This window comes from Micromonospora sp. NPDC048835 (assembly GCF_040649995.1).
Classification (GTDB): domain Bacteria; phylum Actinomycetota; class Actinomycetes; order Mycobacteriales; family Micromonosporaceae; genus Micromonospora.
Map to the genome: position 1 here is coordinate 232770 of NZ_JBEZGM010000006.1, position 17306 is coordinate 250075.

Sequence of the window (17306 nt, forward strand, 5' to 3'; positions counted from 1 at the left end):
CTCACTCCTCGGCATTAGGAGGCGACGGCGTCACCGGTGGCCGCAGTCGGGATGCCCGGGCCCGCAGGGCAATGCGGGTCCGGGCCACGCGGTGCGGCCAGGGGACGTGCCGGTCGGGCGTACGGGCCCGGGCCGGTCGAGTCGCGGATGACCAGGTCGGTCTGGAGCATTACCTGTGCGGTGGTACGACGGACGCCGAGCGCCGTGCCGGCACCGGGCCCCCGCGCGCCGCGCGGTGACTCGATGTCCTGTTGCAGCAGCATGTCGACGGCCGTCCGGCCGGCAGCCGCGGTGGGTGTGGCCACCGTCGTCAGTTTGGGGCGGGTCAGCCGGCTCAGGGTGATGTCGTCGACCCCGACGACGCTCACCTCCTGCGGCACCCGGACCCCGAGCGCGTCGAGCCCTTCGATCAGGCCGATCGCCATCAGGTCGTTGTAGGCGAGCACCGCCGACACGTCGCTGCGCCGCACCTGCTCGGCGACCGCGGAGCCGCCGACCTCGGTGGGCGCGTTGGGGCCGAGCACGGTCAGCTCCGCGCCACCGGCGCGGGCCGCCGCGCCGGCTGCCCGGCGCATCTCCCGGTTGGTCCACGAGCTGCGCGGGCCACCGAGCAGCGCGATGCGCCGGTGCCCCAGGCCGACCAGGTGCTCGATCGCCGCGCGGGCGCCCTGCCCGACGTCCATCAACACACAGGGCAGCCCGGTCACCTGGCGGTTCACCACGACCAGTGGCACCTCGCGGCTGAGCTGCTCGATCAGGCTGTTGCTCATCCGAGGGCTGCACAGCAGCACGCCGTCGACCTGTTTGGCCAGCGCGTGGACCAGCTCTTCCTCGGCGGTCGGGTCCTCGTTGGTGTCGGCCACGAAGACGTGGTAATCGCGGTGCCGGGCCTGACTCTCCGCCGCCTTGATCAACGGCGGGAAGAACGGGTTCGCGATGTCCGCGATGATCAGCCCGATGTTGTGCGTCCGCCCGGTGATCAGGGCGCGGGCGGCGCGGTTCGGCCGGTAGCCGAGGTCCTCCGCGCAGGCCAGCACCCGGACCCGGGTCTCCGGGTTGACCAGGTGGGGGGCGGAGAAGGTGCGGGACACGGTGGAGATGTGCACGCCTGACGCCCGGGCGACGTCCCGAATGGTGACTGGCACGGCGACCCCTTCGTCCGATGTGGTGGCGGTCACTGGGTGTGGCCCATTAATGCAAACGGTTGCGCCAGTGTCAACGGTCAATGGTTACGGCTTCGTTGCGCCCACACTCCCCTTGGTGACCTGCTGCCCCGCAAACACCGACAAATGACGCTGATCCCGGTGCCGTCGTTGACGCGATCGGATCGATCGTGATTACTTCATTGCAAACCTTTGCAGCCCCACGGGAGGCGACCGCATGTCACCGAGAGCCGCCGGACGGGCCCGCTACGCCGTCGTGGGCACCGGCGCGCGGGCCGAGATGTTCGTCCGGGCGTTGGTGCTCGACCACGCCGACACCACCGAGCTGGTCGCCTTCGCCGACACCAACCAGGCCCGGATGGACGCGCACAACCGCTGGCTGGGCGAGCTGGGTCACCGCCCGGTGCCCACGTACCCGGCTGCGGACTTCGCGGCCATGCTGGAGAAGGAACGCGTCGACGTCGTCCTGGTCACCAGCGTGGACGTCACCCACGACGAGTACGTGGTGGCCGCGCTGCACGCCGGCCGGGAGGTCGTCACCGAGAAACCGATGACCGTGGACGCGGCCCGCTGCCGGCGCATCCTGGACGCGGTGACCGAGACCGGCGGCCGGGTCACCGTCGCCTTCAACTACCGCTACAACCCGCTGCACGAACAGGTCCGCCGGCTGCTCGCCGAGGGCGCGGTCGGTGAGATCGGTTCGGTGCACTTCGAGTGGCTGCTCGACGTCCGGCACGGCGCCGACTACTTCCGTCGCTGGCACCGCGACAAGGCCACCTCCGGCGGGCTGATGGTGCACAAGGCCAGCCACCACTTCGACCTGGTCAACTGGTGGCTGGCCGCCACCCCGGTCGAGGTGTACGCGGCCGGTCGGCTGTTCTTCTACGGCCAGGACGGTCGCCGGCACGGCTACGCCCGCGACTACGACCGGGCGCACGGCTCCCCCGCCGCCGCCGACGACCCGTTCGCGCTGCGCCTCGACGCCCACCCCCGGCTGCGTGAGCTGTACCTCGACGCCGAGGCCGAGGACGGCTACCAGCGCGACCGCAACGTCTTCGCCCCCGGGGTGAGCATCGAGGACGACATGGCGGTGCTGGCCCGCTACTCCACCGGCGCCACCATGACGTACCACCTCACCGCGTACGCGCCCTGGGAGGGTTACCGGGTGATGGTCAACGGCAGCCGGGGCCGACTGGAGCTGGACGTGGCCGAGAACGACTTCGTCGACCGGGGCACCGCCGGCGCGGTCAAGGGGGCCGCCCTGCACGGCACCGACGCGCCGGCCGAGGGCGGTGGTGCGACGCTGACCCTGCGCCCGTTCTGGGCCCCACCCCGGCAGATCCCGGTGGAGGGTCGCAGTCGGCACGGGCACGGCGGCGCGGACGCCCGGATGACCGGCGTTCTCCTGGGGGGTCAACCCGACCCGTTGGGCCGCGCCGCGACCGCCGACGACGGCGCGTTGGCCCTGCTCACCGGCCTGGCCGCCAACCGGTCCTTCGAGACCGGCGAACCCGTCCGCGTCGCCGACCTGCTCACCCCCCGCTGACACAGGAGACGAGGAGCCGCACCCCGTGCCCACGTTCGACCACACCGACCTGCTCCTGCCGCCCGAACCGGGCCAGCGCGCGCTGGCCCGGGAGCTGTACGCCCTGGCGGCGGAGCAACCGATCATCTCGCCACACGGGCACGTCGACCCGGCCCTGCTCGCCGAGGACCGTCCCTTCCCGGACCCGGCACAGCTGCTCATCGTGCCCGACCACTACCTCACCCGGATGCTGCTCAGTCAGGGCGTACCCCCGGCGGACCTGGGGGTGCCCACCCGCGACGGCAGCCCGGTGCAGACCGACGGGCGGGTGATCTGGCGACGCTTCGCCGCGCACTGGCACCTGTTCCGGGGCACCCCGTCGCGACTCTGGCTGGAGCAGACCTTCCGCACCGTGTTCGGGGTGCACACCCCGTTCGGCCCGAGCGCCGCCGACGCCGTGTACGACGAGATCGCGGCCCGGCTCGCCGAGCCGGAGTTCCGGCCCCGGGCACTGTTCGAGCGGTTCGGCATCGAGGTCCTGGCGACCACCGAGTCGCCGCTGGACGACCTCGCCGCGCACGCCAAGCTCGCCGCCGACGGCTGGGGCGGGCCGGGCGGCCGGGTGGTCACCACGTTCCGCCCGGACGACGTGGTGGACATGGAGTACGAGGGTTGGTCGTCGAACCTGGACCGGCTCGGCGATCGGGCCGGCGAGGACACCACCACGTACGCCGGCTACCTGGCCGCGCTGCGGGCCCGCCGGGCCGCGTTCATCGCCGCCGGCGCGACCTCCTCCGACCACGGCCACCCCACCGCCCGTACCCTCGACCTGACCCCGGCCGAGGCCGCGCGGCTCTACGACCGGGGTCGGCGCGGTGCGGCCGATGCCGCCGACGCGGAGGCGTTCCGGGCGCACATGCTCGTGGAGTTCGCCCGGATGTCGCTCGACGACGGCCTGGTCCTGCAACTGCACCCCGGCGCGGTACGCAACCACAACCGCTGGCTGCACGCCCGGCACGGCCGCGACGTGGGCGGCGACATCCCGCAGGCCACCGAGTACGTGCACGCGCTCGCCCCGCTGCTCGAGCGCTACGGCAACGACCCGCGACTGACGGTGGTGCTCTACACCCTCGACGAGGACACCTTCACCCGCGAGCTGGCGCCCCTCGCGGGCGGGTACGCCGCGCTGCTCCTCGGCGCGCCCTGGTGGTTCCTGGACTCCCCGGAGGTGCTGCGCCGGTTCCGGGAGGCAGTCACCGAGAGCGCCGGCTTCTACAACACCGCCGGGTTCGTCGACGACACCCGGGCGTTCTGCTCCATCCCGGTCCGCCACGACGTGGCCCGCCGGGTGGACGCCGGCTTCCTGGCCCGGCTCGTCGCCGAACACCGGCTGCCGCTGGACGAGGCCGCCGAGACCATCGTCGACCTGGCGTACCGGCTGCCCAAGCGGGTCTTCAACTTTGGGAAGGGCGAGCAACTGTGACGGTGACTATCACCTCCGTCGAGGTGCACGACGTGCGGTTCCCGACCGCCGCCCGGGGCGACGGCTCCGACGCGATCAACCGGGGTGACTACTCGGCGACGTACGTGGAGCTGGGCACCGACGCCGGCCCGACCGGTGCCGGGTTCACCTTCACCAACGGTCGGGGCAACGAGATCACCTGCGCGGCGGTGCGCGCCCTGGCCCACCACGTGCGGGGACGGACCATCGAGGAGATCACCGCCGAGCCGGTCGCGTTCTGGCGCTCACTCAGCGCGGACGTGCAGTTGCGCTGGCTGGGCCCGGAGAAGGGCGTCATCCACATGGCGACCGGCGCGCTGGTCAACGCGGTGTGGGACCTGCGGGCCACCCTGGCCGGCAAGCCGATGTGGCGCTTCCTCGCCGAACTGCCCACCGAGGACCTCGTCGCGAGCGTCGACTTCCGACACATCCGCGACGCGCTCACCCCGGACGAGGCGACGGCCATCCTGGACAAGGGGCGCGACGGGCTGGCCGACCGGTTGGCGACCCTCGAACGGGACGGTTTCCCGTCGTACACCACTTCGGTCGGGTGGCTCGGCTACCCCGACGACAAGGTGCGGGCGTTGACCCGGCAGGCGTACGCCGACGGCTGGCGGGCGATGAAGATGAAGGTGGGCGGTCCGCTCGCCGACGACCTGCGGCGGGCCCGGATCATCCGCGCGGAGATCGGCCCGGACGCGCTGCTCATGATGGACGCCAACCAGGTCTGGGACGTCGACGAGGCGATCACCGCGATGACGGCGCTGGCCGAGGTGGACCCGTACTGGATCGAGGAGCCCACCCACGCCGACGACATCCTCGGGCACGCCCGGATCGCCCGAGCGGTGACCCAGCTCACCGGCGGGCGCTGCCGGGTCGCCACCGGTGAGGTGGCCGCCAACCGGGTGATCTTCAAACAGCTACTCCAGGCCGAGGCGATCGGCGTCATGCAGGTCGACGCGTGCCGCGTCGGCGGCGTCGACGAGGTCCTGGCCGAGCTGCTGCTGGCGGCGAAGTTCGGCGTGCCGGTCTGCCCGCACGCCGGCGGCGTGGGCCTCTGCGAGTACGTCCAGCACCTGGCGATCTTCGACTACCTGCGGGTGGGCACCAACCTGGACGGTCGGATGATCGAGTACGTCGACCACCTGCACGAACACTTCGTCGACCCGGTGCGGACCCGCGGCGGCCGCTACCTGCTGCCCGAGCGCCCCGGCTACAGCGCGACGATGAAACCGGCGTCGATCGCCGAGTTCCGCTTCCCGGACGGTCCGGCATGGCGGTGACCGTCGGCGCCTCCCGGCTCGGCCTGGGCATGCTGCGCCGGCTACCCGCCGAGGCCCGACCGCTGATCCGGCCGGGCACCGTGCCGACCGGCGTCGTACACCTGGGGTTGGGGGCTTTCCACCGGGCGCACCAGGCCGTCTTCACCGAGGCGGCGGTCGGCGCGGCCGGCGGCGACTGGGGCATCGTGGCCGTCGCCCCGCGCAGCACCGCCCTGGTCGAGGCGCTCGCCGCGCAGGACAACCTGTTCAGCGTCAGCACCCTCTCCGCCGCCGGCAGCACCACCCAGGTGGTGGGCGCGCTGAGCGGCGTCCGCCACGCCCCCAGTGACCCGGACGCCGTGGTGGCGCTGCTCGCCGACCCGGCGGTCCGGGTGGTGACCCTGACCGTCACCGAGAAGGCGTACCAGCTCGACCCGGTCACCGGTCAGCTCAGCCCGGACGCGGCCCTCGCCGCGGACCTGGCCGGCGGTCGGCCGCCGAGCACCGTACCCGGGCTGCTGCTGCGCGGGCTGGCCGCGCGGGCCGCCGCGGACGCCGGGCCGGTGGCCCTGGTCAGCTGCGACAACCTGCCATCCAACGGCCGGCGACTGCGCGGCATGCTGGACCAGGCGGTCGGCCGGGCCGGCGAGGTACCCAGCGGCCTGGTCGACTGGGTGACCGCGAACGTCACCTGCCCCGGCACCATGGTGGACCGGATCGTGCCGGCCAGCACCCCGGAGACGATCGAGGCCGCCCGCCGGGCGCTGGGCGTGACCGACCTGGCCGCGGTGGCCGCCGAGCCCTACGCGCAGTGGGTGATCGAGGACGACTTCCCCGGCGGACGGCCGGGCTGGGAGCACGCCGGGGCGGTGCTCACCGACGACGCCGGCCCGTGGGAGCGACTGAAGCTGCGCACCCTCAACGGCGTGCACTCGGCCATCGCCTACCTCGGAGCCCTCGCGGGTCGGGAGACGATCGCCGACGCGCTGGAGATCCCCCACCTGCGCGACGTGCTGCGCCGGCTGATCGCCGAGGACGTGGCGGCCAGCTTCACCCCGCCCGACGGGGTCCAGGTGGTCGACTACGGCGAGCAGGCCCTCGCCCGGTTCGGCAACCCGGCAATCCACCACCGCACCCTCCAGGTGGCGATCGACGGCTCCCAGAAGCTGCCGCAGCGCGTCCTGCACACCATCGCCGACCTGCGCGCGGCCGGGCGGTCCGCACGCTGGGGCGCGCTGGTCGTGGCGTCCTGGTTGCGCTTCGCGCTGGGGTACGCCGACGACGGCCGCCCGTTGCCGTTCCAGGACCCCCTCGCTGGGCCGATCCGGGCCGCGCTCGACAACGGGTCGCAGAGCCCGGCGGGCGCGGTCGACGCGGTCTTCGCACTCCGGGAGGTCATTCCGGTGGAGGTGGCCGAGGACGACGAGGTCCGCGCCGACGTGATCGCCTGGCTGACCGCGTTGGAACGACACGGCGTCGAGGCCACCCTGGCCGGTGCCCGGTGACCGGGTCGACCCGGGCCGGTCGGCGGTGAGTGCGGCCACCTCGCCGCCCCGGGTGGCGGTGATCGGGGCGAACGGGCACGGCCGGTGGCACCGGCGGGCGATCGCGCCCCTGCACGCCGCCGGTCGGCTGCGCCTGGTCGCCCTTGTCGACGTCCGACCGGTGGAGGACGACCGGGCCGCCCCGGTGCCACCCGGGGTGGCGGTGTTCACCGACCACCGGGCCATGCTCGCCGCCACCCGACCGGACGTGGTGGTGATCTGCACGCCGCCGCACACCCACCTGGCGATCGCCCGCGACGCCCTGGCCACCGGTGCCGACCTGCTCCTGGAGAAGCCGCCGGTGTTGTCACTGGCCGAGCACGAGGAGCTGACCTGGGCACTCACCGCCGCCGGCCGGGTGGCCCAGGTCGGCTTCCAGGCGCTCGGCTCGGCGGCCCTCACCGCGCTCACCGACGCGCTCGCCGCCGGCCGGCTGGGCACGGTCACCGGCATCTCCACCATCGCCGCCTGGCAACGGCCGGACGCCTACTACACCCGCTCCCCCTGGGCCGGTCGACGGAGTCTGGACGGCCGGCCGGTGCTCGACGGCGCGCTCGTCAACCCGCTCGCGCACGCCGTGATGCAGTGCCTGGCGATCGCCGAGGCCCTCGCCGGGGCGACGCCCTGGCCGTTCGCGATCGAGGTGGAACGCTACCGGGTCCGGCCGATCGAGGTGGAGGACACCGCCGTGCTGCGGGTCCGGTTCCGGGCCGGCCCGCCGGTGCTGGTGGCGGTGACGCTCGCCGCCGAGGAGTTCGTGGCGGGCGAGGTGGTGGTGACCGGCACGGCGGGGCAGGCGGTCCTGGAGTACGCGACGGACCGGTTGCGCCTACCCGGGGACGTGGTGACCCGTCGGGTGCCGGGGCGGCTGGGGCTGCTGGAGAACCTGCTCGCCCACCGGGTCGATCCGGCGGATGTGCCGCTGATCGCGCCGCTGGCCCGTACCGCCCCGTTCACCGCGCTGTTGGACGCGCTGCGGCCCGCGCCGGAGCCCCGGCTGCTCGACGGCGACCTGGTGACCACCATCGGCCAGGGTGGCGAGCAGGTCCGCCACCTGCGCGGTGTCGTCGACGTGCTGCGCCGGGCGGCCGACCGGGTGGCGCTGCCGAGCGAGTTGGCGGTGCCGTGGGCGTCCGCCGCGTACCGCGCCGAGCTGGCGGGATAGACGAACAACCGACCGGCCCCACCACAGCGAACGGAGAGAGCCGATGCGCAGAATCCTCGGCGGCGTCACAGTGGTCGCCCTCCTCCTCGGCGCCGCCCCGGCGGCCGCCGCACACCCGGGCGTACCGTCCGCCGACCGGCTCTCCTGGTTGGCTCGTCACCTCGGCCGGCAGGCGCTGCCCGAGCGGGACGGCTGGGCGGCCGACGGCCCCGGCACCACCGGCGGCTCGGCGGCCACGCCCGAGCGGACCCGGGTGGTGCACGACCGGGCGGAGCTGGTCGCCGCGCTCGGCGGCGACAACGCCGGCAACGCCGCCGACGCCACGCCGAAGCTCATCTACGTCGACGGTGTCATCGACGGCTTCGACGGCCCGGACGGCACCGCGCTGAGCTGCGCCGACCTGGCCGACCCGGGGTACCGGTTGGACGCGTACCTGGCCGCGTACGACCCGGCGGTGTGGGGACGGGTGGCACCGAGCGGCCCGCTGGAGGAGGCTCGGGTGCGCTCGGTGGCCAACCAGACCCGGCAGACCCAGATCAACGTCGGTCCGAACACCACGATCGTCGGGCTGCGCGGTGCCCGGTTGACCGGGCTCACCCTCATGATCGACCGGGCGTCGAACGTGATCGTCCGTAACCTCACCCTCGTCGACGCCCGGGACTGCTTCCCGGCCTGGTCGCCGACCGACGGCGAGGCTGGCAACTGGAACAGCCAGTACGACCAGATCTCGGTTCGCCGCAGCGAGAACGTCTGGGTCGACCACAACACCTTCACCGACGGCGACAACCCGGACAGCGCCCAGCCGGTGTACTTCGGTCGGCCGTACCAGGTGCACGACGGGTCGCTTGACGTCACGCACACCGCCAGCCTGGTCACCGCCTCCTGGAACCGCTTCACCAAGCGGGACAAGCTGCTGCTGATCGGCTCGTCGAACACCGTCGGCCCGGACGTGGGGCGGTTGAGGGTCACCCTGCACCACAACCTGTTCGACGGCGTCCTGCAACGGTTGCCGAGGGTGCGTTTCGGTCAGGTCGACGTCTACAACAACCACTACCGGCTCGGTGGGGACGGCTTCCAGTACGCGCTCGGCGTGGGTGTCCAGTCGGCGATCTACGCGCAGGACAACTTCTTCACCCTGGACGCGGCGGTCGACCCGGCGGACCTGCTCTACGACTGGGGCGGCACCGCGTTGACCGAGCGCGGCTCCTGGGTGCGCCGGGGCGGCGGCGCGGCCCGACCTGTCGACCTGCTGGCGGCGTACAACGCGACGCACGACCCCGACCTGGCCGCCGACGCGGGCTGGACGCCCACCCTGCGCCGCGACCCGGTCCTGCCGGCGCCGCTGGTGCCCGTCCTGGTGGACCCGCTCGCCGGGGCCGACCGGCTGCCGCTCTGACGGCCCGGTCGGCGCGGAACTCGCGGTCGGGTCGGCGACGTACAGGCTCATCGATGTGGAGAAGATCGGCTATAAGTGACGCATGGACTTCCCGCCACACCTGGGCAGCATGCCGATGCACGCGATCACCGAGATCCACGGCGAACCGGGCCTGCTGGAGCGCTTCCGGCTGGAGGTCCAGCAGTTCGACGAGACCGCCCGAACGCGGTTGACCGCCGCGCTCGACCTCGCCGCCGAGCTGCACCGCGACGACCGGCGGGTTCGGGAGCCGTACCTCAACCACCTGTTGCGGGTGGCGATCCGGTTGATGCACCACTACCAGGTGCGGGACGTGGATGTGATCGTCGCCGGCCTGCTGCACGACGCGGTCGAGGACCACCCGTCCGAGTTGGCCGGTGCCGCCGACGGCGATGCCACCGCCGCGGCACTCGCCGTGCTGGCCGCCCGGTTCGGGCCGCGCGTCGCCACCCTGGTCGCGGCGGTCACCAACCCGGTGTACGACCCCGACCGGGACCGCAACGAGCAGTACCGGCAGCACCTGGCGGTCAGCCTGGACCGGGAGCCCTGGGCTCGGGTGATCAAGGTGTCGGACTTCACCGACAACGGCGTGGGCGTGATCCACACGGTCGGGCCGAAGGTGGTCTCGTCGGCCCGGAAGTACCGGCCGCTGGTACCGCTCTTCCGGGACCTGATCGGCCGCCCGGACACCCCGTTGTCACCGGCCGTGAAGCGGCACATCTTCGGTCAGCTCGACCTCGCCGAGGAGCGCTTCAGCGCCATCCTGGACCAGCCCGCCGCCACCTGACCGTCGCCGCGCCCCGCCGCCCACCGACACGGGGCCAGCCGGTGCCGCGGAAGGCACGTCACGCGCCTCACCGCCCCACCCCCCTCGCGCGCCTACCGTGCCCTTTGCTCTGCACCCGCGGAAGCGCCAGCTACCGACCGTGACTGTCGCCTCCGCGGGTGCAGAGCAAAGGGCGAATGTGGGGCGGATGTCGGTCGGCTGCCGGACCGCGTGAGCGGCGTCAGCCGACGGAAGACCGGCGGGCCGGAAGGGAGATAGCGCCGCTTACGATCACTGGTACGGGACGGTCGCGCCGGTCATCCCGGCCTGCACCAGGCGCTCCAACCAGGGCGTCGGGGCCACCCCCAACTCCCGGCCCAGGTCGGCGCGGAACAGCTCGAACCGTCGTACCGCCTCGTTGATGTTGCGCTCGGCCAGGTGCACGGCGATCAACGTGCGGGTGGCGCTCTCCCGCAGCGGCTCCAACTGCACCGCTGTCAACGCCACCTGCACCGCCTCGCCGAACCGGCGCTGCGTGGTGAGCCACTCGGCGAGCGTCTCCAGCGCGTACAGGCGGGTCTGGCGCAGCCGTTCCCGCTCGGCTAGCACCCAGTCGTCGTACCAACCGGGCAGCAGCTCGCCGGTGGCGAACACCGGTACGCCGGGGCCGACGGCGACCGACGCACCACCGGACAGCAGCGCGGTGGCCGCCCCGCCCAGGGTGGCCACGTCGCTTGTCACCCAGGCTGCCAGGGCCAGCCGGTCGTCCTCCTCCACAAGCGGCTCGGGGGTGACCCGGTGCAGTCGCCAGAGCATGGTGCGCAGGTTGGCGCGGGCCCGCTCCTCGTGGGAGCCGGGCCAGAGCGTGCCGGCGGCCTCGGACCGGCCACAGCGCTGGCGTACGCCGAGGAAGGCCAGCAGCCGGCGGGCACCCTGCGGCACGGCCACCGCCCGGCCGTCGCGTTCCAGGCCGAACCCGCCGAGCAGGCGCAACTCGTACCGGGCGGGCTGCCCCGCGTCGGTCTCGGTTGCCCGGGTGCGAAGGTCCTGTGTTACCTCGTGCACAGCCATGCTTGCGCCTCTCGCACCCGATCGCCCCGTGGCAGTTCCACGCTCGGGTGTGGACGGTCGCAGCGCCAGCGCAGTGTCGTCTCACCGACCCGGCGAACGGTGGAGATCATCCGTTCGCCGGATTCGGGTCCGGCCGTTCAGCGCAGCTTGCTCAGCGTCTGGGCGTACCCGGTCCATTCGGCGGCGTCGCCGACGTCGGCGCGTACCCCGGCTTCCTTCATGATGCCGAGCACCCGCTCGGCGGGGGCGTCGGCCAGCTTGCCGAGGGTGCTGATCCCAGCTCTGGCCAGCGCGGCGCGGGCCTTGGTCGGCACCCCGGCGAGCATCGCGATGTCGGCGTCGCCGACGTTCTCCAACTCGGCCTCGATGCCGAGGGCTGCGGCGACCGCCGACTGGGCGCCGACAGTGGTCCGGACGATCACGGCTTCCCGTTCGCTGACCTCGGCGAACATCGCGTCCACACTCGGATAGGCGGTGTCCGCCGGCAGCACCTTAAGCACGTCGCGGATGCTCCGGCCGTCGGCCACCTCGTCCTCGCCGAAGGTACGGATGAACTCCTCGAGCTTCACCTCGCGCGGGAAGCGCTGCCGGACGTCACCGTTCTCGGCGGCGTACCTGGCGAGTTGGGCTGCGCCGCGGACCTTCGGGCCGACCACCACGTCCACGCCGAGGGTCTCCACGGCGGGCAGCACGATGGTGCCGGCCTTGGTCTGCCAGATGCTGACCTTCTTGTCCATGAACATCGTGGTGCCCATGTACTTACCGAAGTCCAGCGCGCCGATGTAGTTGGGGATCTGCTCGAAGGTGTACGGGCCGGGCACGACCTTGTTCTCGTGCACCGTGGAGTGCAGCCGGTTGATCTCCGCGCGGATCTCGTCGAGCAGCCGGCGCAGGCTGACCCGCATCGCCGCCATGCAGGAGAACGCCTTGGCCAGGTCGGTGCCGAGGTGGTCCAGGTCGTGCTCGATGCGGTGGAACCGCTCGTTGAAGCCCTGCTCCCCGGGGGTCTGCCCGGCCTGGACCACGTCCTCGCCGTCGACCCAGTCGGTGTGCGCGAAGGTGCGCGCGAACGGTGGCGGCGCGCAGCCCGGCTCCACGGCGGGGAACGACTCGGCGTAGCTGAACACCCGCTTCGCGGTGCCCACGTTCTCGTAGATCCAGGACGAGACCAGCACGCTGGCGTCCGAGGCCGGAATGCCGTGCTTGGTGAACGCCTCGTACAGCTCGGTGACGGTCACCCCGTCGTAGTTGATCTCGCTGGCCATGGTGGTGTCCCTCTCAGAGCTGGTCGTACACGCCGCGGTGCCGGCGCTGCTGGAAGGTGCGGAAGGTGCGCGCCACCGCCGGGCGCAGCGGCTCGGCCGTGCCGTCGTCGTCGAGGTCGACGTGGTCGCGCCGGATGCCGAACGTGTTGATCTCCACCCCGAGCGGGCAGACCCTCGTCAGGGCGTTCATCAGCCGCTCGTACTGCGCCAGGGTCAAGGTCACCCCGTCGGGCAGCTCCACCCGGAACTCGTACGGGTCGGTCCGGCCGGAGCGCACGTAGGAGAGCGCCACCACGGCGACCAGCCCGGTGTGGGTGGGGCGCAGCGTGGTCCGCGCGCCGACCGCCTTGATCTCCGCGGTGCCGCCGCCGAGCCCGACGGTGTACCAGCGGAACCCGGTGGCCCGACGCTCGGCCAGGTTCAGCCCGGCCTGCGGCAGACCGATCACGCTGCACACCAGCAGGACCCGGTTGCCCGTCTCGACCAGGGGCAGCGCCGCCGCGAGGTGCTGGTCGCGCAGCAACCCGACCAGGCGGGCCAGCCGATCGCCGGCCGCCGGCTGGCCGGCGATCAACGCGGAGGCCAGTGCCGCCGGCAGTTCGATCGTCTCCACCAGCTCGTCGGGGAGGCGGTTGAGCGCGGCCACCACCGGCGCCGGGTCCCGTACCGCGGGCAGACCGGCGGCGGCCAGCACCTGGTCGACCGGCTGCCCGGCCGGTCGGGTCGGCACCGCCGCCCACCGGGTGCGCGCCACCGCGTCGGTCAACGGGTTCCAGGCCGACTCACCGGCGCTGGTCCAGGCCGTCCTGGCGGCGCTCAGCCCGGCCAGCAGCAACGCGTTGCCGCCGGGATCACCGGGTGCGTGGAACTGCGCCTCGACCGCCGTGTCCGTACCGACCGCCGCGCTCAGCGGGGCGGTCACCGCCAACCCTCGGGTGGGCAGGTGCGACAGGTACATCCGGGTGGTGCTGATCCGGTGGGTGGTCGGCAGGCCGCAGACCCGCCACAGCCACGCCACCTCGCCGTCGGCTGACGCGGTGGGCACACCGGCGGCGCGGGCGGCGGCGATCAGCGCCTCGGCGGTCCGGTCGGCGGTGATCGCGCGCCCGGTGTCCAGCACCCGGTTACGCAGGTCGGTGGCCTGCGCGGGGGTCGGCCAGCTCACGTCCACGCCGAGGCCCAGCTCGTAGCGGCTGCCGCCGGCGTCGTCCTGGGCCCGGGACACCTGCCACGTTATCGCCGAGCCGAGCGCCCGGCAGACCCGCCCGGCGCGGTCCAGGGCGGCGGCCAGCGGCGGCGCGACGCCGTGCGTGCTGTCGAAGGTGTACGACTGGCGCAGGCTGGCCCGCAGCGCGGTGACCTCGGCCAACCGACTGGCCGGCAGCGCCCGGCCGGCGTGCACGGTGTTGTTCGGTGGGGTGTTGGCGGGCAGCACGATGCGGTCACGGCGCAGTTGGGCGAGGAAGTTCGTGCGGTGCTGCGGATCGCCGACGGCGACCAGTCGGATCGCCACGGCGAACCGGTCGTCGTCCTCGCGTAGCGTGAACCGTGCCCCGCCGGGCAGGTCGGCGAAGAGACCGGCGTTCGGGTCGGTGTCCGCGCCGGGGCCGTTGAGCAGTCGTCGTACTGCGCCCGGGGTGGGCAGCAGGAACCGCCGGTAGAGCCCGAGCCGGTGGGCGTACGCGGCGTCCGGCTCGCGGGCCGGCGGGGGCAGGCGGCGGGCGTACACCTCGCCCCTTGTCGGTTCGTGCACCAGTTCGTCGACGAAGCGGGCCACCCCGACGTCCGCGCCGATCCGGTCCAGCGCGTCGCGTCGGGCGTGCGCGAGGGTCCGGTACGCGTGCACCTCCCGGGCCGCGCGGCGCAGCCGGTGCTTCTCGTACGACACGAGGTAGAGCAGCCGGCCCAGGTTGCCCTCGACCACGGCCAGCTCGACCAGGCCGGTGAGCGCCGCCCCGGTGACGGCCGTGGCGGCTCCCCCGTCGACGGACCGCTCGACCGTCACGGCGACCGGGAACGACGCGACGAGCGGCTCGTCGGCGGTGTCCGGCACGTACGCGGGAACCGACGCTCCGGCCGCCGACCAGGGTGCGAAGACCACCGGCGGCAGCACCCGCTCGCCGGTCCCGCCCGGGTCGACGGTGACCGTCACCCGGACGGTCTCCTCGGCCAGGTCCCGGCGCAGCACCACGGTGAGCAGCGGGTGCCGGCTGGTCCAGTCCACCGCCGCCGCGCCGCTGGCGGCGACGGGCACCACCACCCGCCGGACGGTGCCCGGGTACGGGCCCTCCAACTGGTCGACGAGGTTCCGTTCGACGGACGGGTCGGCACCGTCCACCGGCACCCGGATGTCGGTCATCGCGCCCCCGCTCAGACGATCCGGAACGGCCGGGGGTCGTCCCGGTCCACGTAGACGGGCACCTGGTTCGCGGCGAGCACCGCGTTGTCGCCGACCGGCAGCCGCTGCACCCCGTCGCCGGTGGGCGCGCTGCCGGTCACCACCACCGCCGAGTCGGCCGGGAAGCGCACCAGCCGCAGGTCACGGACGTCCGCGACGCCCGGCTCGTTCATCAACGTCCAGATCACCTCGGCGGCGCGGACCGGCTCACCGAAGGGCAGTTCGTCGACGTAGCGGCGCAGCCGGGCGTGCAGCCGGGCCCGCAGCTCGGTGGCGGCGGTCGAGGCGTTCACGGTCTCCTTCGAGCCGGTGGGCAACGGCAGGCCCCGGATCACCAGGTCGGCCTCGACGCCGATGCCCACCTCGTCGGCCCGGTCCACGGAGGCGAAGATGCCCACCGGGCGTAGGTCCTCGATGACCGACTCGACGGCGGCGTGCAACCCGTCCGGGCCGTCCCAGATCGCGGCGGCGGTGGGGGCGACGAGGACCGTGACGTAGTACGGGTTGCCCAGGTCCCGTTCAGTGCTGAAGACCCGCTCGATGAAGGTGAAGTTGCCGAAGATGGACTGGTTGAGGTCCAGCCCGCCGCGACCGTCGAAGACCTGCACCTGTCGTACGCCGGGCACGGTGGCCACGGCCAGGCCGATCGCCTCGGCCGTCCAGATCGAGCGGGGCGCGGCCAGCAGCAGTTGCCGGTAGCGGGCGTCGGAGACCTGCTGTTCACCCCCGGTCAGCGCGACGGTGTGGGTGATCTCCACCAGCTCCTTCCCGGCGGCCTGCTCGGCGTCGTCAAGGTCGGCCAGCAGGGTGTCGGCCCGGTTCCACCTGTCGATCTTCTGGCTGGGCTGGGTGGGGTCGAGGTTGTGCGCGGGGCCGGGGTAGAAGGCGGCGACGGCCGGCACCCGTTCGCCGACGGCGGCGGAGAGCACCACCGTCTCGTCCAGGGCCACGTGGTGCCCACCCGGGGTGGAGAGCCGGGCGCCCCGGGGAAGCGTGAGCTGGGTGCGGCCGGTGGGCAGCGCGGCTTTCAGCTTCAGCTTCACCGTGCCCCGGGCCGGCAGGTGGGGCCGGGGGATGCCGAGTTCCTCGCCGAGGCGGGTCAACGCGTCGGCGGTCGCCGACACCACGTACGAGTTGTCGTAGACCGCGCCGAGCGCCGCCCACAGTCGGGCGTCCTCGAGCGCGGCCAGTTCGAGGACCTTGCGCAGCACGGCACCGCTGGTCAGGTCGATGTCGTCGCCGAAGAGCAGCCGGGCGGTGGCCAGCTTCTCGGCGAGCAGTCGGGCGAAGGACTTCGGCACGAAGCCGGTCTCGACGATGCCGAAGCCGGTCGAGCCGGTGGCGCGCAGCGCGGCGGCGTCGACGGCCAGGACGTCGGCCAGCTCGGCCGGCAGGGTCGGGTCAGACACGTGGCAGCTCCCCGAGATGCACCGAGAGCCGGTCGTCGGTGATGGTTTCGAACTGGACCTGCACCTGGAGGGTGCGCGACGAGCGCAGCGCGGCCCGCGCCGCTTCGTCGGGAGTCCCCGCGCCGAGCCGACCGTCGTCGAGGTTCACGTCGACGATCTTGCGGACGCGCGGATCGCGGTCGAGCAGGGTGATGATGCCGATGCGGACCTGTTCGCGGATCAGGTTCGGCTCGATCTGCTCGGCGAGGGCGTTGAGACCGTCGAAGCCGAAGGTGGCGTCGAAGACGTTCGACCCGCGCAGGGTGGTCAGCGCCACCGCGAGGCTCTGGGCGACGTTCTCGGTGCCGGCCACGAGGGCGAGCACCCGACCGTTCGGGCCGTCGTCGAAGACGACGTCGCGGGCCAGGTCCACGCCGGGCATGGTGGGTTCGAAGGCGAGGCCCCAGCCGAGGTAGCGGCGCTGGGCGGCCTGCCGTTCCCGCTCGGTCCGGTCCACCTCAGACCGCCTTCAGCTTGCTCTGCCCGGCGCTTGCGGACAGGCCGGAGGTGCTGCCGTCGGTGGCGCCACTGAGTGAGCCCAGGGCCACCCCGACACCCCCGACCGTGAGCTTGCCGGCCGCGCCGGTCGCCGAGACCACCGTGCTGCACTGCTTGGTGGAGTTGCTGGTGGCGATGGTGCAGCCGGCCACCGACTTGCCGGTGATGCCGTCGAGGCGGACCACCTGGGCGCCGGCCACGACCAGCTTCGACTGCCCGGCCGGGGTGACGGTCCCCTGGCTGGGGCAGTGCACGTCGCTCGACGTGGTGAGCACGAAAGCCATTC

General features: G+C 73.2%; 14 protein-coding genes. 7 read left to right on the top strand and 7 right to left on the bottom strand.

Going from position 1 to position 17306, the window contains the following annotated elements:
- Nucleotides 1-14: 14 nt before the first annotated feature.
- Nucleotides 15-1145, bottom strand: coding sequence for a LacI family DNA-binding transcriptional regulator (locus AB0C15_RS10385; protein WP_357350763.1), 1131 nt, complete (start codon nucleotides 1143-1145; stop codon nucleotides 15-17).
- 235 nt (nucleotides 1146-1380) lie between these two features.
- Here AB0C15_RS10385 and AB0C15_RS10390 point away from each other — a divergent pair, with 235 nt between their 5' ends.
- From AB0C15_RS10390 to AB0C15_RS10420, 7 genes are all read left to right on the top strand, one after another.
- Nucleotides 1381-2709 carry a Gfo/Idh/MocA family oxidoreductase gene (locus AB0C15_RS10390; protein ID WP_357350765.1) on the top strand — a complete coding sequence of 443 codons (1329 nt, stop codon included), beginning with the start codon at nucleotides 1381-1383 and terminating at the stop codon, nucleotides 2707-2709.
- Between the two features lie 25 nt (nucleotides 2710-2734).
- Nucleotides 2735-4171 carry a glucuronate isomerase gene (uxaC, locus tag AB0C15_RS10395; RefSeq protein WP_357350767.1) on the top strand — a complete coding sequence of 479 codons (1437 nt, stop codon included), beginning with the start codon at nucleotides 2735-2737 and terminating at the stop codon, nucleotides 4169-4171.
- The gene (locus AB0C15_RS10400) at nucleotides 4168-5472 is read left to right on the top strand and encodes an enolase C-terminal domain-like protein (protein ID WP_357350769.1); all 1305 of its coding nucleotides are present in this window, start codon (nucleotides 4168-4170) and stop codon (nucleotides 5470-5472) included. Before uxaC ends, AB0C15_RS10400 begins: the two co-directional genes overlap by 4 nt.
- Nucleotides 5463-6956, top strand: a complete 1494-nt coding sequence (locus AB0C15_RS10405; RefSeq protein WP_357350771.1) for a mannitol dehydrogenase family protein — start codon at nucleotides 5463-5465, stop codon at nucleotides 6954-6956. The genes AB0C15_RS10400 and AB0C15_RS10405 overlap by 10 nt, the downstream gene beginning before the upstream one ends.
- Entirely contained in the window at nucleotides 6946-8160 is a 1215-nt protein-coding gene (locus tag AB0C15_RS10410; RefSeq protein ID WP_357350773.1) for a Gfo/Idh/MocA family oxidoreductase, read from the top strand. Before AB0C15_RS10405 ends, AB0C15_RS10410 begins: the two co-directional genes overlap by 11 nt.
- A 43-nt stretch (nucleotides 8161-8203) precedes the next feature.
- Nucleotides 8204-9556 (top strand): polysaccharide lyase family 1 protein, encoded by a 1353-nt coding sequence (locus AB0C15_RS10415; protein WP_357350774.1) that lies wholly within the window; start codon nucleotides 8204-8206, stop codon nucleotides 9554-9556.
- Between the two features lie 82 nt (nucleotides 9557-9638).
- On the top strand, nucleotides 9639-10361 hold the full coding sequence (locus AB0C15_RS10420) for an HD domain-containing protein (RefSeq protein WP_357350776.1): 723 nt from the start codon (nucleotides 9639-9641) through the stop codon (nucleotides 10359-10361).
- A gap of 270 nt (nucleotides 10362-10631) precedes the next feature.
- On the opposite strand, the gene AB0C15_RS10425 is transcribed toward AB0C15_RS10420, so the two are convergent.
- The 6 genes from AB0C15_RS10425 to AB0C15_RS10450 form a co-directional block, all read right to left on the bottom strand.
- On the bottom strand, nucleotides 10632-11411 hold the full coding sequence (locus tag AB0C15_RS10425) for a BTAD domain-containing putative transcriptional regulator (protein ID WP_357350777.1): 780 nt from the start codon (nucleotides 11409-11411) through the stop codon (nucleotides 10632-10634).
- Nucleotides 11412-11548: 137 nt separating this feature from the next.
- On the bottom strand, nucleotides 11549-12676 hold the full coding sequence (locus tag AB0C15_RS10430) for a hypothetical protein (protein WP_357350779.1): 1128 nt from the start codon (nucleotides 12674-12676) through the stop codon (nucleotides 11549-11551).
- A 13-nt stretch (nucleotides 12677-12689) separates the two neighbouring features.
- Nucleotides 12690-15035, bottom strand: coding sequence for a hypothetical protein (locus AB0C15_RS10435; RefSeq protein WP_357350781.1), 2346 nt, complete (start codon nucleotides 15033-15035; stop codon nucleotides 12690-12692).
- Nucleotides 15036-15046: 11 nt separating this feature from the next.
- Entirely contained in the window at nucleotides 15047-16483 is a 1437-nt protein-coding gene (locus tag AB0C15_RS10440) for a baseplate J/gp47 family protein (protein WP_357350783.1), read from the bottom strand.
- Complete coding sequence (locus tag AB0C15_RS10445; protein ID WP_357350785.1) at nucleotides 16476-16979, bottom strand: hypothetical protein; 504 nt, start codon at nucleotides 16977-16979, stop codon at nucleotides 16476-16478. The genes AB0C15_RS10440 and AB0C15_RS10445 overlap by 8 nt, the downstream gene beginning before the upstream one ends.
- 1 nt (nucleotide 16980) lies before the next feature.
- Nucleotides 16981-17304 (bottom strand): hypothetical protein, encoded by a 324-nt coding sequence (locus AB0C15_RS10450; RefSeq protein WP_357350786.1) that lies wholly within the window; start codon nucleotides 17302-17304, stop codon nucleotides 16981-16983.
- Nucleotides 17305-17306 lie beyond the last annotated feature (2 nt).